Origin of the sequence: Enterococcus sp. DIV2453a (genome assembly GCF_050533535.1) — a bacterium.
Taxonomy (GTDB): Bacteria; Bacillota; Bacilli; order Lactobacillales; family Enterococcaceae; genus Enterococcus; species Enterococcus faecalis.
This window is the reverse complement of the sequence record NZ_CP172899.1, coordinates 1,580,282-1,600,332: the sequence shown is the minus strand read 5'-3', so window position 1 is coordinate 1,600,332 and position 20,051 is coordinate 1,580,282. Positions and strand designations below refer to the sequence as shown.

15 protein-coding genes are annotated in these 20,051 nt (G+C 37.2%); all 15 read left to right on the top strand.

The features are described from left to right. The first annotated feature begins 167 nt into the window (after window positions 1-167). The 15 genes from IGK03_RS07910 (at window position 168) to IGK03_RS07840 (ending at window position 19,991) form a co-directional block, all read left to right on the top strand. Window positions 168-1,022 (top strand): LysR family transcriptional regulator, encoded by an 855-nt coding sequence (locus IGK03_RS07910; RefSeq protein ID WP_075578544.1) that lies wholly within the window; start codon window positions 168-170, stop codon window positions 1,020-1,022. A gap of 381 nt (window positions 1,023-1,403) precedes the next feature. Further along, on the top strand, window positions 1,404-2,792 hold the full coding sequence (locus tag IGK03_RS07905) for an MFS transporter (protein WP_289857967.1): 1,389 nt from the start codon (window positions 1,404-1,406) through the stop codon (window positions 2,790-2,792). Window positions 2,793-2,834: 42 nt separating this feature from the next. Continuing rightward, window positions 2,835-4,895, top strand: coding sequence for an LTA synthase family protein (locus IGK03_RS07900; protein WP_202334849.1), 2,061 nt, complete (start codon window positions 2,835-2,837; stop codon window positions 4,893-4,895). 499 nt (window positions 4,896-5,394) lie between these two features. Next, window positions 5,395-6,240, top strand: a complete 846-nt coding sequence (locus IGK03_RS07895) for a glycosyltransferase family 8 protein (RefSeq protein ID WP_010823749.1) — start codon at window positions 5,395-5,397, stop codon at window positions 6,238-6,240. Next, window positions 6,230-7,132: a glycosyltransferase family 8 protein gene (locus IGK03_RS07890; protein WP_202334848.1), complete on the top strand. Its 903-nt coding sequence runs from the start codon at window positions 6,230-6,232 to the stop codon at window positions 7,130-7,132. The genes IGK03_RS07895 and IGK03_RS07890 overlap by 11 nt, the downstream gene beginning before the upstream one ends. Window positions 7,133-7,516: 384 nt before the next feature. Beyond that, the gene (locus IGK03_RS07885) at window positions 7,517-8,248 is read left to right on the top strand and encodes a GntR family transcriptional regulator (protein WP_002360115.1); all 732 of its coding nucleotides are present in this window, start codon (window positions 7,517-7,519) and stop codon (window positions 8,246-8,248) included. Between the two features lie 11 nt (window positions 8,249-8,259). Continuing rightward, entirely contained in the window at window positions 8,260-9,432 is a 1,173-nt protein-coding gene (agaS, locus tag IGK03_RS07880) for an SIS domain-containing protein (RefSeq protein ID WP_010707482.1), read from the top strand. Window positions 9,433-9,454: 22 nt separating this feature from the next. Continuing rightward, complete coding sequence (gene lacD / locus IGK03_RS07875; RefSeq protein WP_002357245.1) at window positions 9,455-10,450, top strand: tagatose-bisphosphate aldolase; 996 nt, start codon at window positions 9,455-9,457, stop codon at window positions 10,448-10,450. A 15-nt stretch (window positions 10,451-10,465) separates the two neighbouring features. Continuing rightward, window positions 10,466-11,407 (top strand): hexose kinase, encoded by a 942-nt coding sequence (locus tag IGK03_RS07870; RefSeq protein WP_010706669.1) that lies wholly within the window; start codon window positions 10,466-10,468, stop codon window positions 11,405-11,407. Between the two features lie 32 nt (window positions 11,408-11,439). Next, a complete protein-coding gene (locus IGK03_RS07865; protein WP_025188927.1) occupies window positions 11,440-13,254 on the top strand; it encodes a glycoside hydrolase family 35 protein in 1,815 nt (604 codons plus the stop codon). Beyond that, window positions 13,251-13,730, top strand: coding sequence for a PTS system mannose/fructose/N-acetylgalactosamine-transporter subunit IIB (locus IGK03_RS07860; RefSeq protein ID WP_202334847.1), 480 nt, complete (start codon window positions 13,251-13,253; stop codon window positions 13,728-13,730). Before IGK03_RS07865 ends, IGK03_RS07860 begins: the two co-directional genes overlap by 4 nt. A 13-nt stretch (window positions 13,731-13,743) precedes the next feature. Beyond that, the gene (locus IGK03_RS07855) at window positions 13,744-14,643 is read left to right on the top strand and encodes a PTS mannose/fructose/sorbose/N-acetylgalactosamine transporter subunit IIC (protein WP_002357253.1); all 900 of its coding nucleotides are present in this window, start codon (window positions 13,744-13,746) and stop codon (window positions 14,641-14,643) included. After that, window positions 14,630-15,439: a PTS system mannose/fructose/sorbose family transporter subunit IID gene (locus tag IGK03_RS07850; protein WP_002357254.1), complete on the top strand. Its 810-nt coding sequence runs from the start codon at window positions 14,630-14,632 to the stop codon at window positions 15,437-15,439. The genes IGK03_RS07855 and IGK03_RS07850 overlap by 14 nt, the downstream gene beginning before the upstream one ends. Window positions 15,440-15,458: 19 nt before the next feature. Beyond that, on the top strand, window positions 15,459-15,866 hold the full coding sequence (locus IGK03_RS07845) for a PTS sugar transporter subunit IIA (protein ID WP_002361967.1): 408 nt from the start codon (window positions 15,459-15,461) through the stop codon (window positions 15,864-15,866). 150 nt (window positions 15,867-16,016) lie between these two features. Beyond that, on the top strand, window positions 16,017-19,991 hold the full coding sequence (locus IGK03_RS07840) for an endo-alpha-N-acetylgalactosaminidase family protein (protein WP_154052160.1): 3,975 nt from the start codon (window positions 16,017-16,019) through the stop codon (window positions 19,989-19,991). The last annotated feature ends 60 nt before the right edge of the window (window positions 19,992-20,051 follow it).

Here is a 20,051-nt window from a genome sequence, read left to right as displayed (position 1 = left end):
AAGTTTTACCAAAGGCACTTTCATATCCATCTGCTATTAGTTATAGAAAAATAACAAGATGGACATAGCTTATTAGAGCAAAAATAACTACGCTATTGATAAAGAGTGAGGCGTGTTTTGAACAGGTTACGTGGGCAAATGAATTTGAATAAAAGGGATGACAAAAGATGACTATTGAAAAATTAGAATATTTTTATACCATTGCAAAATATAATAGTATTTCCAAAGCAGCCTCTGAACTCCATGTTAGTAAATCAACCTTAAGTGCGTCATTAAAAGATTTGGAAAGTGAATTGGGCCATTTACTTTTTGACCGTAACGGGAATTCTTTGACGTTAAATTCCTATGGTGATAAAATCGTCCAATCTGTATATATCATTTTAAACGAGGCCAAGAAAATGAAACTTAATTTGCATGAAATGATTGAGAATCCAGTGATGCGTTTAGGTTTTGGAAATACGTCCTTGATGTATAAAGTGACAGAAAATGGGGATCAACTGAATCGTTTTTGGGAATGTTACCATGGTTCATCGTTTGAGTTATTGAATAAATTGGAGAATCATGAGTTGGATTTTGTGATTACTTCTGCAGATGTGAATAGTCCAGTTTTAAAGAAAGAACAATTAATTGAACTAAAAATGTATCTTTGTGTTTCAAGAGAAATTAAACAAGAAATTGAGGAAGAAGGCTTCAGCTGTTTGACCAACTATCCATTTCTATTTTTGCCTCATCACTTAGATCATTTAGAAGCTACCAAGAGTGTGCTAGAAATGTTGCAATTAACAAGTCCGCTTGTTTGTTGCTACGATACGTTGATGCTTACTCGTCTCATTGAAAAAAGTAAAGGAGTTTATGCGGCAATCTCTCTTCGGAAAGAACAACTGCAGGAAATTGATTCTAAACTCTTCTTTTTACCGATTGAACGAAAACAAAAATTTTATTTATACCGAAATGTTTCCAGTTCGGTTTTTGTCCAACCTGGTCAAATCAAGGCAACTTTACAAAAGTTGCTAGAGACTTAGCCATTAAAATTACTTTGGAATAGTTACCAAAAATAGCTTTATTCGCTTGGATTTACTTCTACTGCGGATAAGGTTATTTTTGGTGTTCATTGTTTAAAAGAGATGCTCAATTATGGGACTGTTCGATATTTCTGAACGGAATGTTCAATTATTTAATAACTTAAGAATCGATAAATCGTATCTATTACGGTTCAATTTAAAAGGGTTCTGGTGTATAGTTTGGCTATCTAAAGATTTACTTTTTTAAGTATAAAATAACTAAATGGCAAGCAATATAAAGAACTGTTGATACGTGAGTACTTGCGATAATCGTGTCGTTAGAAGTTTAAGTGTCATTGTTGCTTTTCCTGTTTTATGTAGTTGCTAGAAAGGACTGTTTTTATGATCGATAGAAAAAAAGTTATTTTGTATACTTGTTGCATGAGTTTGTTTGTAGTGACCATGGATGTTACGGTTGTCAATGTGGCGTTACCATCCATTCAAAGTGATTTTCACACGAATCTGTCTACATTACAGTGGGTAACAGATGGGTACACTTTAATGGTAGCATCCTTATTGTTGTTATCTGGGTCTACAGCAGATCGAATTGGCCGTAAACGAGTCCTTCAATTGGGCTTAGCCTGTTTTGGTTTAGCGTCTTTCCTATGTGGGATTTCGCAAACCCCAGGGCAATTGATTGCGTTTCGCATGTTGCAAGGAATTGGTGGTTCTATGTTAAATCCAGTAGCAATGTCTATTATTACACAGGTATTTACCGAAAAGTTAGAACGAGCGAAAGCAATTGGCTTGTGGGGCTCTGTTACAGGGATTTCCTTAGGAATGGGCCCGATTATTGGCGGACTGATTGTTTCTTATTTTAGCTGGCGGTATGTCTTTTTTGTTAATGTACCGATCATTGCTACGGCAATCATCCTTACACAAAAGTTTGTACCTGAGTCAAAAGTAGAGAAGACGGTGAAAAATGATTTTGTTGGTCAAGCATTGATGATTCTTTTTCTATTTAGTTCTATCTATTCCATTATCGGACTACCTAGAAAAGGGCTTTTCGCGCCAGATATTTTAAGTACTGGGATAATCGGCTGCTTAGCCATTGTTATTTTCTTTATTTATGAATATAACATTGACAATCCGTTAATCAATCCGCGCTTCTTTTTATCTATTCCCTTTACATCGGCTTCTTTTTTAGCTATTTTTGGCTTTATCATATATAACGGTTATTTATTTTTAAACACGCTATATTTGCAAGAAATGAGAGGCTTCAGCCCGTTGGAAGCTGGCTTATCAACCATTCCTTTGGCTTTTGTTAGTTTTCTTGTTGCACCGAGAGCTGGCGAAATGGTAGGGAGAATAGGAACGAAACGTCCTATTATGCTTTGTGGTATTTCAATGTTGGCTGTTAGCTTTTTACAATTATTTGTAACTAAAACAACGCCTATGATTATTTTATTTGTTATTTATATCTTTTTAGGCATTGGGTTTGGGATGTTAAATTCACCGATTACCATTACAGCGATTGAAGGAATGCCACTTTCTCAGTCAGGAACGGCAGCAGCCATTGCGGTGACATGTAAGCAAATTGGCAATTCTTTAGGGGTTGCGCTACCAAGTCTTTTAATTACAAAGCCTATTACTAGTTCGCTTACTCGAACACCTTTTACAAACGTATGGCTTTTATTTGGATGTTGCGCCATTGCGATTATCTTTTTAAGTTATTTATCCAATTCTCCGCTAGCGAAAAAGTCATTGCGCAGAGTTAGGTTTTATTTTTAACAAATCAAGATTTTTTTTGAAGGGAAAGGAAGACAAACTTAGATGAAAAAAATAAATAACCGATTAGGACTCTTTTTATTTTTTGTTTTACTCTTTTGGGCAAAAACGATTCTGGCGTATTACCTAGATTTCTCATTGGGCGTTAAGGGCAGTCTCCAGCGAGAAATTTTATGGTTCAATCCAGTTGCTACTACGCTGTTATTATTTGGCTTTAGTTTGTATTTTAAAAAGCATAAAACATTTATGCTTAGCTTAACTCTTTTAAATGTTTTAAATACATTAATTTTATATTTGAATATTATTTTTTATCGTGAATTCACTGACTTTATTACCATCCAATCTGTTTTTGGCTTTTCAAAAGTTTCAGAAGGGATTTCTGGTGATTTACTTGCTTTAATGAGAGTCCACGATGTCTTTTATTGGCTAGATACTTTAGTGCTGCTCGTTTTGGTATTTTGCTCTTTTAAACAGCGACGGAATCATCAAGTCTTTGTGACCAAACCTATCAACAGAAGATTGGCGATCTCAATTAGTTGTTTAAGTGTCTTGCTCTTTTCGGTTAACTTATTTTTAAGCGAAACCGATCGTCCTCAATTGCTTCAAAGAATTTTTGACCGTAATTATATTGTAAAATATCTTGGCTTGGATGCATTCACAGCCATCGATGGTGTCAAAACAGCCATGTCAAATGAGGTAAGAGCAGAAGCTAGTTCAAACGAATTACCTGAAATCATGAAATTTACCAAGCAAAACAATTTACCGCTTAATCCACAGTATGCCGGGATTGCCAAAGGAAAAAATGTATTTGTGATTCATTTAGAAAGTTTTCAACAATTTTTGATTAATATGAAAGTCCAAGGCCAAGAGGTTACACCGTTTTTAAATCAGCTCTATCAAAACAAAGCGACAATCAGTTTTGATAATTTCTTTCATGAAGTAGGGCAAGGAAAAACGAGTGATGCGGAGAACATGTTAGAAACAGGAACATTCGGGCTCCCGCAAGGATCTCTTTTTACACAATTAGGATCAGACAATACTTTCGAAGCAGCTCCCGCTGTTTTAGGACAAAAAGGCTATACAACCGCTGTTTTCCATGGAAATGTGGGGAGTTTTTGGAATCGGGACCATGTGTATAAAAACTTAGGATATCAATACTTTTTTGATCGGTCATATTTTTCAAAAGATGACAAAATGCTAGGTTACGGTATTTTAGATAAACAATTGTTGCGTGAATCAGCTAGTGAGCTTGAGCATTTACAGCAGCCATTCTATGCGAAGTTTTTAACTGTGACCAATCATACCCCTTATTATACGGATGACCAAAACTTCCCGTTTCCTAAATTGAACACAGGCAATTCGATTGTGGATGATTATGTTCGAACAGCGCACTATTTGGATCAATCGCTAGAACAATTTTTCCATTACTTGCAAACAACAAGTTTATATAATCATTCTATTTTTGTTATTTATGGTGATCACTTCGGTATTTCAGATGCAAACAACAAGGACTTATGTAAAGCTTTCAACCGCGATCCAAAAACGTGGACAAACTATGATAATGCGCAATTGCAAAGAGTACCTTTGATGTTTTACATGCCAGGCTATACGCAAGGGAAAATCATGCACGAATATGGTGGGGAAATTGACGTTTTACCGACACTGTACCATCTTTTAGGTGTCGATGATAAAAATTATATCCATTTTGGCACGGACCTTTTATCTCCTCAATATAAACAAGTGGTTCCTTTTAGAAATGGCGATTTTGTAACGCCTCAATTTTCTTATCTAGGTGGGGAAATCTACAATAATCAAGGGAAAAAATTAGACCAAGTTCCAGCAGATTTAAAAGCAGAAGTCACGAAAGATAACGATTGGGTGAAAAAATCGTTAAGTTTATCTGACAAATTAAATCAGGAAAACCTTTTACGTTTTTATAAACCACAAGGATTCCAAGAAGTGCAACCAAAGGACTACAACTATGATGTGGCTTTTGAAAAAAACAAAGTCTTAGAAGTAGAAAAACAAAAAAATGCACAATCAACTAGCTTGTTTAGTCAAAATGGCAATCAAACGACAGTCCAAAATTATCCGACTACGCCATAGATCATTTAAGAAGGATAACTTTTGGAAGGGAAAGAGAATCATATATGAAGTGAAAGAGGTCAGAACAGAGCCGTTTATTTTCGAAGGAATTGGTTCTGTTCCCGCCGTTTATCCGGTTTTGAGCCTGGAACAAAAATCCAAAGTGATTTTTGTCCCAGGCTTTTTCGCTCTTTTATTGAGTAAGAAGTCAGTTTAGAATTTATATTAAGTTTCGCTGTACATTTTAAAATTATCATCAACAGAAAATACAACAGGCGGATTTTTAGATAAAAAAATTAGTAAAACAAGTATTAAATAAATAGTATTTTTGAGGATAAAGTAAGAGAAATGTTGTTTTTTTATAGTTGTTAACGGAAAACAAAATTATTTTATAGCCATAAAATATATTTTTATTATAATTATATTATAAAACAATGAGCATATGATTTGCAGATAAGTTTTTCAGGGCCTATTCTGAATAGGAACTTAGCTATAAAAATAAAAGAGGAGAGTGGTTTTGATGAGAAAAAATCAGAAGATTGTGCCAATTGTGACAGCTTCAGACGAAAATTATGCTCCTTATTTGAATGTAATGATGACAACTGTTTTAGAAAATTGTCATGCGGAGAGATCTGTTCATTTTTATGTGATTGATGATGGGCTGTCGCTATCTAGCAAAAAAGCACTCCGAGAAACGGTTAGTAGTAACTCACAAAATGCAACTGTTGAATTTCTAACAGCAGACAAAGAAGTGTATCAAAATTTTTTAGTGAGTGATCATATTACAACGACCGCATACTTACGCATTTCTTTACCGTCACTTTTACAAAAATATAGCTATAAAAAGGTTCTTTATTTAGATGCAGATACGCTTGTTTTAGATGATATTGTCCAGTTGTATGATACGCCATTAGTGAACCAAACGATTGGCGCGGTTATTGATCCTGGGCAAGCATATGCCTTGAAACGTTTGGGCATCGATTCCTCCGATTATTATTTTAATTCAGGAGTTATGATTATTGATATTGACCGATGGAACGAGAAAGCAATCACGCAAAAAACAATTCAGTATCTAGAAGAAAATGGGGACCGCATAGTTTATCATGATCAAGATGCTTTAAACGCTGTTCTTTATGAAGATTGGCTAGCTCTAGAACCAAGATGGAATATGCAGACGTCTTTAGTTTTTAATCGTCATGAAGCGCCTAATGAAGCCTATCAAAAATTATATACAGCGGGAAATCAAGAGCCAGCGATTATTCATTTTACTGGACACGATAAACCTTGGAATACGTTAGAAAATCATCCTTATACAGCTCTTTATCTAAACAAGTTAAAGAAAGTAGGTGCAAGAAATGGAAAATAGAAAAGAATTAGCGATTGTCTCATGTTGCAATACCAACTTTGTACCGCATCTTGCTGCTATGTTTGTTTCAATTTTAGAAAATAGTCCTTCAGCGGCAGCTGTTCATTTTTATGTGATTGATGACAATATCAATTTTGAAAGCAAGCAACTACTGTACTTTACGATTAAACATACCCAACTCAATGCAGAGTTAACATTTTTAAAAATCAACCCCCATTTTTTCAAAAATGTTGTAACCAGTGAGCGAATTCCCAAAACAGCTTACTACAGGATTGCTATTCCAGAGTTGTTTAGAAGAAGCCAGATCGAACGGCTGTTGTATATGGATTGTGACATGATTGCCTTAGATGATGTCGCAAAATTATGGACAGTTGATTTAGGTGAAAATATCATCGCCGCTGTGGAAGATGCAGGGTTCCATCAACGTTTGGAAAAAATGGCGATTCCTGCAGAATCTATGTGTTATTTTAACTCAGGCTTGTTGCTAATCGATGTTAAAAAATGGTTGAATTTAGATGTAACCACTAAAGTCTTAAGATTTATTGAAGAAAATCCAGATAAATTACGTTTCCATGATCAAGATGCATTGAATGCGGTTTTACACGACCGTTGGACCCAGTTACATCCTAAGTGGAATGCCCAAGGTTATATTCTGTCAAAAGCGAAAAAACATCCAACTATTTATGGAGAAAGACAATATGACGAAACGAGAAGAGCACCATCCATTATCCACTTTACTGGCCATGTCAAACCTTGGACGAAAGAATTTCAGTGGTATACCAAGCGTTATTATGATCAATATGCGAACAGGACGGCCTTTCGTTGTGTCAACACATTCAATCAATATTTATCTTATACGAAAATTAGCAGAAGGATTGAATATGCTCAATAATGAATATTTTCATGGATTTCGTAAAATCAGTTACTTGTTAGTTGTTGCCAGAACCAAACAATAGAAACGAAGAAGTCGGGATAGAACTGTTTTTCAGATTTTGAGTATGAGACAAAAATCTAAAGTGATTTTTGTCTCATACTCTTTTTTGTCTATTTAAAATAAAGCCAGCAACTGGTATCACATTTAAGGGTGGTTTTTTATAAAAAATAATTTCTTGAGGAAAAAAATATTACAATAAAGAAAAATAAAAAAATGTAAACGTTGTCATTTCAAGGTTATAGCGGTATGAAGATATTTATTAATACTTTTTATTGACAAAATAAAAAAAACCACCGTACTATTGGTTTGTGGTTATAACCAGTTAGGGTAAAGGAGAAAGTTATGGAAAATGCCTTTAAAAACAAAGCTTTGTATCATCAACTTGTTGATTTGCTGCAGGAACGAATCGAAACATGCATGATTCCTCATGACAAGTTGCCCTCTGAACGTGAATTGACTGCACAATATGGAGTGAGTCGGACGACGGTCCGGTTAGCGCTACAAGAACTAGAAAATAGAGGTTCCATCTATCGTCGTCATGGCAAAGGAACATTTGTTTCAGATATAAAAAAAGAGGCCGCTGATTTAGCTGGCGCATATAGTTTTACAGAACAAATGAAAGGACTGGGTCGAAAACCACATACCCGTATATTATCCTTCGAAAAATTGGAAGCGGATAAATTTATTTGTCAGCATTTGAATCTTTCGTTAGGAGAGGCAGTTTTTAAATTAAGTCGGTTGCGGATTGCTGATAACGAGCCATTAATGGTTGAAGACACATACTTGCCTGTGAAATTTTTCTTATCACTCACGGATCAATTACTACGTAGCAAACCATTATATGATCTATTTTCGGAAGATTTTAAGCAAACCGTTCGTTTAGCTGATGAAGAATTATACGCTAGCATTGCGTCAAAAGAAGATGCCAAATTATTGATGATTCCAGAAGGAGCGCCAGTCCTTCATTTAGCACGGCAGACATATAACATGAAAAATGAAATTATTGAATTTACGTTGAGTGTGGCACGAGCAGACCAATTTCATTATCAGATACGCCATATTCGGAATAGTTAGGAGAGTTAAGTATGTTTACAGCAGAAAAAGAAGAACTAGAACAACTAGGAGCGGAAATCACAACACGTGAAATTCGTCAGCAACCTGAGCTTTGGCAAGAAACCGTGACACTTTATTATGAAAATCAAACAGCTTTGGAAAACTTTTTAAAAGAAGTCCAAGCCAAAGCGCAAGGAAAACGCACAAGAGTAATTTTTACAGGAGCAGGGACTTCACAATATGTCGGTGATACGGTTGTACCTTATCTCCGAGCACACGGCGACACACAAGCCTTTTCATTCGAAAGTATTGGGACAACGGATATTGTGGCCAAACCAGAAGATTATCTGATTAAAGACGAACCAACATTGTTAGTTTCGTTTGCAAGAAGTGGAAATAGTCCTGAAAGTTTAGCGGCAGTTGAAGTAGCTAATCAAGTGGTTGAAACAATTCATCATTTAGCGATTACTTGTGCCGAAGAAGGACAACTGGCACAAATAAGCCAAAAAGAAGAAAACAGCTTTTTATTCTTAATGCCAACACGTTCCAATGATGGTGGTTTTGCGATGACTGGTAGCTTTTCTTGCATGACCTTGGGTACATTACTACTCTTTGATCAAACAGCTTTTGAGCAAAAACAAGATTATGTAACCGCTCTAATTAAATTAGGTGAAGAAGTGCTATCCCGTGAAGAAGAATTAAATGAAATTGTTAACCTTGATTTTGAACGAATTGTTTATGTTGGTTCTGGAAGTTTAGCTGGTTTGACAAGAGAAGCGCAATTAAAAATCTTAGAACTAACAGCCGGTAAAGTTGCCACAATTTTTGACTCTTCTATGGGCTTCCGTCATGGACCAAAATCATTTATTAATGAAAAAACAATAATGTTTGGTTTTGTTAATAATACACCATACACAAGAGATTATGACTTGGATATCTTAGAAGAAGTTCACGGTGACGAAATTGCGGCGGGTGTTTTTGCGATTGCTCAACCTGGCAAACGTAATTTCTCAGGTTCAACTATTGAATATTCCGCAGAAACTGCTCTATTACCTGATGGCTATTTAGCATTAGCAGATATCATGGTAGCCCAAACAGTCGCACTTTTAACATCTATTAAAGTTGGAAATAAACCGGATACCCCTTCACCGACAGGTACAGTGAATCGTGTGGTTAAAGGTGTAACGATTTATGACTATAAATAATACAACATTTGGAGGAGGAACTATGCTTACGTTAACAGCTGGAAAAAAAGCGGCAATGGATCGTTTGTCAACCCAAGAAGGAATCATTAGCGCATTAGCCATTGATCAACGAGGTGCCTTGAAAAAAATGATCAAAGCGCTAGATGTAGAGCCAACTGATGCACAAATTGAAACGTTTAAAGAATTAGTCTCGAAAGAATTGACACCTTATGCGTCCGCCATTTTATTGGATCCAGAATATGGATTGCCTGCTGCAAAAGCACGCGATACCGAGGCTGGATTGTTACTCGCTTATGAAAAAACGGGCTATGATGCAACAACTCCGGGACGATTGCCTGATTTACTAGCAGATTGGTCTGTTTTACGCTTGAAAGAAGAAGGCGCAGATGCGATTAAATTTTTACTCTACTATGATGTGGATGAGGATCCAGAAATCAATCATCAAAAACATGTATTTATTGAACGCTTAGGGAGTGAATGTGCAGAAGAAGACCTACCATTTTACTTAGAATTAGTTTCTTATGATGCACAAATAGCAGATGCAACTTCTTTAGAATATGCAAAAGTTAAACCGCATAAAGTGAATGAAATGATGAAAGAATTTTCTAAACCCCAATATAAAGTAGATGTATTGAAAGTGGAAGTTCCAGTTAATATGAATTTTGTAGAAGGTTTTGCGCCGGCTGAAACAGCGTATACAAAAGAGGAAGCGGCGAATTATTTCTTAGAACAAAGTCAAGCCACTGATTTACCATTTATCTTTTTAAGTGCCGGTGTCTCAACAGAGCTATTCCAAGAAACACTACGTTTCGCTAAAGAAGCTGGTTCAACATTTAATGGTGTTTTATGTGGCCGTGCTACGTGGAAAAATGGCGTGAAACCTTTCGTTGAAGCAGGAGAAACTGCGGCTTGTGATTGGTTAAAAACAGAAGGCCGAGAAAACATTGAAAGTTTAAATGAAGTCATCGCGGCAACCGCCAGCTCTTGGCATGCGAAAGTTCAAGTAAACGAAGGGTAATTGGGAGGCATAGCTGTGATAGTAACAGTAACAATGAATCCGTCAATTGACATCTCCTACCTATTAGATCATCTAAAGCTTGATACCGTTAATCGGACCAGTCAGGTGACCAAAACCCCTGGTGGCAAAGGACTAAATGTCACTCGCGTTATTCATGATTTAGGTGGAGATGTTATCGCTACCGGCGTTCTTGGTGGTTTTCATGGGGCGTTTATTGCAAATGAGTTAAAGAAAGCAAACATCCCCCAAGCATTTACGTCAATCAAAGAAGAAACACGTGATTCGATTGCGATTTTGCACGAGGGGAATCAAACTGAAATTTTAGAAGCTGGACCAACTGTTTCCCCAGAAGAAATCAGTAACTTCCTTGAAAATTTCGATCAATTAATTAAGCAAGCAGAAATTGTCACAATTTCTGGCAGTTTAGCGAAAGGATTACCATCAGATTTTTATCAAGAATTAGTTCAAAAAGCTCACGCACAAGAGGTTAAAGTGCTACTAGATACTTCTGGTGATAGTTTAAGGCAAGTTCTTCAAGGACCATGGAAACCGTATTTAATTAAACCTAATTTAGAGGAACTAGAAGGATTGCTAGGGCAAGATTTTTCAGAAAATCCATTAGCAGCTGTACAAACAGCTTTAACAAAACCAATGTTTGCGGGAATTGAATGGATTGTCATATCTTTAGGAAAAGATGGTGCAATTGCCAAACATCACGATCAATTCTATCGTGTAAAAATTCCAACGATTCAAGCTAAAAATCCTGTTGGTTCAGGAGATGCAACCATTGCTGGTCTTGCCTATGGACTAGCCAAGGATGCCCCAGCGGCCGAACTGCTAAAATGGGGCATGGCGGCTGGAATGGCTAATGCCCAAGAAAGAATGACTGGGCATGTAGATGTAGAGAACGTGAAGAAACATCTTATGAACATCCAAGTAGTTGAAATTGCTAAATAAAGAGCTTTCTTTATTTAGCAATTATCCAGTAATTGAAAGCGTTTACTAGAAAGGGTGGCAATGTGGACAGATTTGAAATTAAAGAGGAGTTTCTTTTAAATGGTCAACCATTTAAAATTTTATCAGGCGCCATTCATTATTTTCGTGTAGATCCCTCAGATTGGTATCATTCACTTTATAACTTGAAAGCTTTAGGCTTTAATACAGTTGAGACATATGTACCATGGAATTTACATGAACCGCAAAAAGGAACATTTCATTTTGAGGGAATATTAGATTTGGAGCGCTTTTTAAAATTAGCACAAGAACTTGGACTATATGCGATTGTGCGGCCGTCTCCTTATATTTGTGCAGAATGGGAGTTTGGCGGTTTTCCAGCCTGGCTATTAAATGAACCAGGACGGATGCGTTCGAATAATCCAACCTATCTGAAGCATGTTGCGGAATATTATGATGTTTTAATGGAAAAAATTGTTCCGCATCAACTTGCTAACGGTGGCAATATTTTAATGATTCAAATCGAAAACGAATATGGTTCATTTGGCGAAGAAAAAGCGTATTTACGGGCGATTCGCGATTTGATGATTGCACGCGGCGTGACAGCACCATTTTTTACTTCTGACGGGCCATGGCGCGCAACATTGCGGGCAGGCAGCATGATTGAAGATGATATTTTAGTAACCGGAAATTTTGGCTCAAAAGCCAAAGAAAATTTCGGTATGATGCAAGCCTTTTTTGAAGAACATGGTAAAAAATGGCCGCTAATGTGTATGGAATTTTGGGATGGCTGGTTTAATCGTTGGAAAGAGCCAATTATTAAACGAGATCCGCAAGAATTGGCTGAATCAGTTAGAGAAGCATTAGCATTAGGCAGTATCAACTTATATATGTTTCATGGCGGCACCAATTTTGGGTTTATGAATGGCTGCTCCGCACGAGGAACCATTGATTTACCACAAATCACTTCCTATGATTATGATGCGCCACTTGATGAACAAGGGAACCCAACCGAAAAGTATTTTGCGTTACAAAAAATGCTTCACGAAGAGTACCCTGCGTTACCACAAGCTGAACCATTAGTAAAAGATTCTTTTGCGCAAACAGCAATTCCTTTAACCAACAAAGTGAGTTTGTTTGCGACTTTAGAAACGATTAGTCAGCCAGTGGTCAGCGTTTATCCGCAAACCATGGAACAATTAGGACAAAATACCGGCTATCTTCTTTACCGAACAAGCATTGAAAAAGATGCTGCAGAAGAAAAGCTAAGAGTGATTGACGGTCGTGATCGTCTGCAATTATTTGTCAATCAGGTACATCAAGCAACGCAATATCAAACGGAAATTGGCGAAGATATTTACGTTACACTGCCGCAAGAGAATAATCAAATCGATATTTTAATGGAAAATATGGGTCGTGTCAATTACGGGCATAAACTATTTGCAGATACTCAGAAAAAAGGGATTCGAACGGGTGTCATGGCAGATTTACATTTTATGACGCAATGGCAACAATATTGTTTACCTATGACAAGCTGTGAACAGGTAGACTATTCAAGAGAATGGCAGCCTGATCAACCAAGCTTTTACCAGTATCATGTGGAGTTAGCAGAAGTGAAAGATACATTTATTGATGTTTCTAAATTCGGCAAAGGAATTGTTTTTGTTAACCAAACCAATCTTGGTCGTTTCTGGAATGTTGGTCCGACGCTTTCCTTATATATTCCCAAAGGATTATTAAAAGAAGGGCAAAATGAGATCGTCATTTTTGAAACGGAAGGAACGTACCAACCAGAAATTCAGTTAGTAAAAGAACCACTATATAAAGAAATGAAAGAGGGATTACAATGAGTATTATTGGCGTAAGAATTGATGGACGTTTGATTCATGGACAAGTGGCAAATTTATGGGCGACAAAATTGAATATTTCCAGAATTATGGTCGTTGATGATGAGGTTGCAGGGAATGCCATTGAAAAAAGTGGCTTGAAATTAGCAACACCAGCTGGCGTGAAACTAAGCGTGTTACCAGTTGAAAAAGCTGCTCAAAATATTTTAGCAGGAAAATACGACTCACAACGTTTACTAATTGTGGTACGGAAACCAGATCGTTTATTAAAACTAGTAGAACTTGGGGTGCCGATTAAAGAAATCAATGTTGGGAACATGTCTCAAACAAACGAAACACGGTCGATTACTAAGTCAATCAATGTGGTCGATCAAGATATTGAGGTTTTTAAAGAGTTAAATGATAAAGGTGTCCATCTGATTGCTCAAATGGTGCCAAGTGACAAAGCGGAAGACTTTATGAGTTTGATAACAAAATAGGAGGGAACAAAAAATGAATATCTTATGGTGGCAGATCTTATTATTAACATTATACGCAGGATACCAAATTTTAGATGAATTACAAATTTATTCTTCATTAAGTGCGCCAGTGTTTGCAGGTCTTTTTGCAGGATTAGTGATGGGGGATATTAAAGCAGGACTTATTATTGGTGGAAGTATGCAATTAACTGTATTAGGAGTTGGGACTTTCGGGGGTGCCTCCAAAATTGATGCTAACTCAGGTACGATTCTTGCCACAGCATTTTCTGTGTCTTTAGGAATGAACCCTGAACAAGCAATCGCTGCTATTGCAGTACCAGTTGCTAGTTTAATGATTCAATTAGACATTTTGGCTCGTTTTGCGAATACCTACTTTGCACATCGAATTGATAAAATGGTCGAAGATATGAACTACAAAGGAATTGAACGTAACTTCTTAATGGGTGCCTTACCTTGGTCTCTTTCTCGAATGATTCCAGTCTTCTTAGCACTTGCTTTTGGTGGTGGTTTAGTACAAAAAGTTGTATCTGTCCTAAATGGCGATTTGAAATGGTTAGGTGATGGCTTGTCTGTTGCTGGGGCGGTCTTACCAGCGGTCGGTTTTGCAATTTTACTACGTTACTTACCAGTGAAAAAACATTTCCCTTATTTAATTCTTGGTTTCACTGTAACTGCTTTACTAGGAACAATCTTTACAAACATGCAACTTTTAGGAACATCTGTTGCGAGCGTTGTGAAAGACTTCAGTGGTGTATTTAACGCACTACCAATGTTAGCAGTCGCTTTAATTGGTTTCGCTTTAGCCGCAATTAGCTACAAAAATGGTCAAATGATTCCGAGTGGGCCAGCAGCCAAAAAAGAACATGCAGCGAATGATTCAGACGAAGGAGAGATTGAAGATGACGAAATCTAATTATAAATTGACGAAAGAAGATTTTAAACAAATTAATCGCAGAAGCTTGTTTACTTTCCAATTAGGTTGGAACTACGAAAGAATGCAAGGATCAGGTTACTTGTATACGATTTTGCCACAATTGCGTAAAATTTATGGGGATGATACGCCTGAATTAAAAGAAGTGATGAAAACACACACGCAATTTTTCAATACTTCAAACTTCTTTAATACGATTATTACAGGGATCGATTTGGCCATTGAAGAAAAAGAAGGCATTGCTGGAAAACAAACAGTTTCAGGTTTGAAAACTGGTTTAATGGGACCGTTTGCAGCAATTGGGGATTCAATTTTCGCAGCTTTAATTCCAACTATTTTTGGGGCGCTAGCTGCCAACATGGCGATTAATGGCAACCCAACTGGTATCTTTATCTGGATTGTTGCTCAAATTGCCGTGATGGTCTTCCGTTGGAAACAATTGGAATTTGCGTATCGCGAAGGAATTTCTTTGGTAACAACTATGCAACACCGCTTAACTGCCTTAACAGACGCTGCAACTTTACTAGGGGTCTTCATGGTTGGCGCTTTAGTGGCAACGATGGTTAATGTGAAACTATCATGGGCACCAAGTATTGGGGATGTAACACTTAACATGCAAAATAACTTGGATATGATTTTACCACGCCTACTTCCTGCAGGAATTGTCGGTGGCGTTTATTGGATGCTAGGTAAAAAGAATATGACGTCTACTAAAGCCATTTTTATCGTATTAATTGTCTGTGTCGCATTGTCTGCGTTAGGTGTTATTTCAAAATAAGTAAGACAGGAGAAAATCGATGAGTGAACATTTAGTTTTAGTAAGTCATGGCCGTTTTTGCGAGGAATTGAAAAAAAGTGCGGAGATGATTATGGGACCGCAAGAAACAATTTCCACTGTTGCTTTATTACCAGAAGAAGGTGAAGCTGACTTTTTAGAAAAATTTGAAGCGATTACGGAATCGTTAGAAGATTTTGTTGTCTTTGCTGATCTATTAGGGGGGACACCTTGTAATATATTATCTAAAAAAATTATGCAAGGTGCTTCGTTTGACTTATATACTGGAATGAATTTACCGATGGTTATCAGCTATGTAAATGCAAGTTTATTAGCGATTGAAGGTGACTATGTTAAGGAATCAGCAGAAAGTATTGTGAAAGTCAACGAATTGCTGCTAAATGTTGCAGTAGATGACGAGGATGAATAATTCTGACTTGTTGTCGTAAGTAATCAAAGTTTTTAAGAGAATGATTTAGAGATGGACGTTCCAAAAATAAAAGAATTTATTTTTGGAACGCCCCTTTAATTGTTAATAATGAAAGCGTGTTCAAAAAATGTTAGGGGGCTGATTTATCAGATGAAACATGGAAAAATAAAACGATTTAGTACATTGACACTATTGGCAAGCGCAACGATTTTAGTACCATTAAGTACGTCTGCAGAAGAAACAACAAACAGCAGCACTGAAACAAGCTCATCAATGGTGGAACCTGCCGCAACAGAAGAAAAATTGTGGCAATCTGATTTTCCAGGAGGGAAAATTGGTGAGTGGCAAGATGTGATTGGTAAAACAAATCGAGAATTAGCAGGAGAGTCATTGGCGATTTCACGAGATGCAGCAGCAGGTAATAATGCCGTATCTTTAAATTTAGATTCCCCTAAATTAGCTGATGGTGAAGTAGAAACAAAGTTTAAATACACTGCTGGAAGCGGTCGAACGGGTGTGATTATTCGTGGTAATACCAAAGATAGCTGGGTTTTTGTAGGCTACAACGCGAATGGCAAATGGTTAGTTGAAAGCCCTAATTCGTGGAATGATTCGATTTCTGGGCCAACGTTAAATGAAGATACGAATTATTTGTTGAAAGTACGTTATGTTGGTGAAAAAATTACTATCTGGCTTAACACCACGTTGATTTACGAAGGAGAACCTGTTTTGGCCAACGGAGACAAAATTCCAACAGAAGCCGGACATGTGGGTGTCCGTTTGTGGTACGACAAAAAAATTGTCAATTATGACTATTTTAAAAATGGCCCCGTAGATAGCATTCCAGAAATTGTGCCAGAAGTGACACAAATTGCGCCAGTCAAAGTTTTTACAAAAATTGGTGTCGCACCAAAATTACCGAAACAAGTAAAAGTGACCTATAATACTGGTAAAGAAGCCAATGAAGCAGTCCGTTGGGATGAAATCGATCCTGATGCATACAAAGAACCAGGGACTTTTGAAGTCGACGGTACTTTGGAAAATACAAACATCAAAGCAAAAGCCAGCGTTGTTGTTGCTAAAGACAATGAAGCTGAAAAAGGCGACAAAATCTCTTCTGCAGATTTAACAGCCGTGGTTGATCCACAATTTCCACGAATTATTCGCTACGAAGACCCTCAGAGTAATCAAGTGATTTTTAATGGCCAACACGAGAAAATTGACCAAGTAATGATTGATGGCAAAGCATATAAAGCAACTGCTGAAAAACAAAAGAGTGAAGCAAATCAAGCCGTTTATAACGTAGCTGTCCCAGAAATTGGCCTGCGTTTCACAACGACATTGACTGTTTCCGAAGGCCAAGAATTAGCTATGAAACTCTCAGATATTCGTGAAGAAGGAACCAAAATACACACAATTTCAATTCCAAATCAAGGCTTGATTTCTGTCAATAGTACAGATGAAGGGGCGACTTTTGCTGGCGTTGTGATGAATACTGGGACAAATGCAAATAACGGAAATAAAAATGGTGATACTATCCAAGATTTAACTACAACAAGCCAAGAAGAAACGAAAAAATATATGTATGGTTTCTTAAATACAGCGAATTATGCTGCAAGTTTTTGGACGAACGCCTATGGAGACGGCTCTGTCGATGGTAGTGACAACAATCGAATCCATAAACAAACAAAAGAAGCGGCGACTGGTTTTGTAACAACCTTGTCAAGTGGGGCATGGACCTATCGACCATTTGATGCACCGGAAAATTACACAACTGGAGAAACACCAGAAGTGAAAGTTAAATTCTCAAAAGATAGCAACGACGACAATCGGGTGGATTGGCAAGATGCGGCAATTGGGTTCCGTTCAATTATGAATAACCCAATGGGCGCGGAAAAAGTCCCTGAATTAGTCAACCAACGGATTCCTTTTAACTTTGCTAGTCAGGCGACAAACCCATTCTTAGTGACGTTAGACGAATCAAAACGCATTTACAATTTAACAGATGGATTAGGACAAATGAATTTACTAAAAGGGTATCAAAATGAAGGACATGATTCTGCACATCCAGATTACGGTGCTATTGGTCAGCGACCTGGTGGGGAACAAGCGTTGAATCAATTAATTGATGAAGGCCATAAATTAAATGCCGTTTTCGGTGTGCATATTAATGACACCGAGTCTTACCCAGAAGCAAAAGGATTTAATGAGGAATTAGTTGATCCAACGAAGCGTGGCTGGGATTGGTTAGATCCGTCTTATTTTATTAAACAAAGACCCGATGCATTGAGTGGTCGTCGTTATGAGCGCTTTAAAGAATTAAAACAAAAAGCACCGAATCTAGATTATATTTATGTTGATGTTTGGGGCAATCAAGGCGAATCAGGTTGGGCAAGTCGTCAACTAAGTAAAGAAATTAATTCACTCGGTTGGTTTACAACCAATGAATTTCCGAATGCTTTAGAGTATGACTCGGTTTGGAACCATTGGTCTGCAGAAAAAGATTACGGCGGTACAACAACGAAAGGCTTTAACAGTACAATCGTTCGTTTTATTCGGAATCACCAAAAAGACACTTGGATTATTTCCGACAACCCTTTGTTAGGTGGAGCTGAATTTGAAGCCTATGAAGGTTGGGTGGGTAAAACCAATTTTAATACCTATCGCCAAAAAACTTTTGCCATTAATGTCCCAACTAAGTTCTTACAACATTACCAAATTACAAACTGGGAAACTACAACAGCAGCAGATGGTCAAATCTATGGCACAATTAAATTAGCGAACGGTGCTGAAAAAGTGACCGTTACTCAAGCAGATGCTAATTCGCCAAGAAGCATTACGTTAAATGAGACAGAAGTTCTAAAAGGTGATGCGTATCTACTGCCTTGGAATGTCAATGGTCAAGACAAACTATATCACTGGAATCCAAAAGGCGGTACCAGCACTTGGTCATTGGATAAGAAAATGCAAGGAAAAACGAATTTACATTTATATGAATTAACAGATCAAGGGCGTATTGACAAAGGCGCAATTGCCACTACAAATAACCAAGTGACCATCCAAGCCGAGGCTAATACACCGTATGTCATTGCTGAACCTGACAGTATTGAACCGATGACATTTGGAACAGGAACACCATTTAAAGATCCTGGATTTAATGAAGCCAATACCTTGAAAAATAACTGGAAAGTTTTCCGAGGTGATGGAGAGGTTAAAAAAGATGCTAACGGTGATTATGTCTTTAGTTCAGAAAAAGAAAGAACCGAAATCAAACAAGACATCAATCTTCCTAAACCAGGAAAATATAGTTTGTATCTAAACACAGAAACACATGATCGCAAAGCCACAGTAACTGTTAAAATTGGTGGAAAAAAATATACGCGGACAGTGAATAATTCGGTTGCCCAAAACTATATTCAGGCAGATATTAACCATACAAGCAGGAAAAATCCGCAGTATATGCAAAATATGCGAATTGATTTTGAAATCCCAGATAATGCCAAAAAAGGCTCGGTGACGTTAGCGGTTGATAAAGGCAATTCCGTTACAAAATTTGATGATTTACGAATTGTTGAGCGTCAAACGGATATCATGAACCCAGACAAACAAACAGTTATTAAGCAAGATTTTGAAGACACACAAGCAGTTGGGTTATATCCGTTTGTTAAAGGCTCAGCTGGTGGTGTAGAAGATCCACGGATTCATTTATCAGAAAGAAATGAACCTTACACACAATATGGTTGGAATGGAAACCTTGTTTCAGATGTATTAGAAGGCAACTGGTCCTTGAAAGCCCATAAACAAGGAGCAGGATTGATGCTTCAAACAATTCCGCAAAATATTAAATTTGAACCGAACAAGAAATATACGGTCCAGTTTGATTATCAAACTGATGGTGAAAATGTCTTTACTGCTGGGACCATTAATGGGGAGTTGAAAAATAACAATGACTTTAAGCCAGTCGGTGAGTTGACTTCGACAGCAGCAGATGGTCAAACCAAGCATTATGAAGCAGAAATAATTGGGGATGCTTCAGGAAACACTACGTTTGGTATTTTTACAACAGGTGCCGATAAAGATTTCATTATGGATAACTTTACGGTCACAGTGGAATCGAAAAAATAAATTTAGTCTATCTAAGCAACTTGGGCTACAAGTTAAACGTACTTGTAGCCCAAGTTGCTT

Excerpts from the sequence above, each read along its gene's own strand:
- IGK03_RS07910 (WP_075578544.1), top strand. The coding sequence starts at position 168 with ATGACTATTGAAAAATTAGAATATTTTTATACCATTGCAAAATATAAT.
- IGK03_RS07905 (WP_289857967.1), top strand. The coding sequence starts at position 1,404 with ATGATCGATAGAAAAAAAGTTATTTTGTATACTTGTTGCATGAGTTTG.
- IGK03_RS07900 (WP_202334849.1), top strand. The coding sequence starts at position 2,835 with ATGAAAAAAATAAATAACCGATTAGGACTCTTTTTATTTTTTGTTTTA.
- IGK03_RS07895 (WP_010823749.1), top strand. The coding sequence starts at position 5,395 with ATGAGAAAAAATCAGAAGATTGTGCCAATTGTGACAGCTTCAGACGAA.
- IGK03_RS07890 (WP_202334848.1), top strand. The coding sequence starts at position 6,230 with ATGGAAAATAGAAAAGAATTAGCGATTGTCTCATGTTGCAATACCAAC.
- IGK03_RS07885 (WP_002360115.1), top strand. The coding sequence starts at position 7,517 with ATGGAAAATGCCTTTAAAAACAAAGCTTTGTATCATCAACTTGTTGAT.
- agaS (WP_010707482.1), top strand. The coding sequence starts at position 8,260 with ATGTTTACAGCAGAAAAAGAAGAACTAGAACAACTAGGAGCGGAAATC.
- lacD (WP_002357245.1), top strand. The coding sequence starts at position 9,455 with ATGCTTACGTTAACAGCTGGAAAAAAAGCGGCAATGGATCGTTTGTCA.
- IGK03_RS07860 (WP_202334847.1), top strand. The coding sequence starts at position 13,251 with ATGAGTATTATTGGCGTAAGAATTGATGGACGTTTGATTCATGGACAA.
- IGK03_RS07855 (WP_002357253.1), top strand. The coding sequence starts at position 13,744 with ATGAATATCTTATGGTGGCAGATCTTATTATTAACATTATACGCAGGA.
- IGK03_RS07850 (WP_002357254.1), top strand. The coding sequence starts at position 14,630 with ATGACGAAATCTAATTATAAATTGACGAAAGAAGATTTTAAACAAATT.
- IGK03_RS07845 (WP_002361967.1), top strand. The coding sequence starts at position 15,459 with ATGAGTGAACATTTAGTTTTAGTAAGTCATGGCCGTTTTTGCGAGGAA.
- IGK03_RS07840 (WP_154052160.1), top strand. The coding sequence starts at position 16,017 with ATGAAACATGGAAAAATAAAACGATTTAGTACATTGACACTATTGGCA.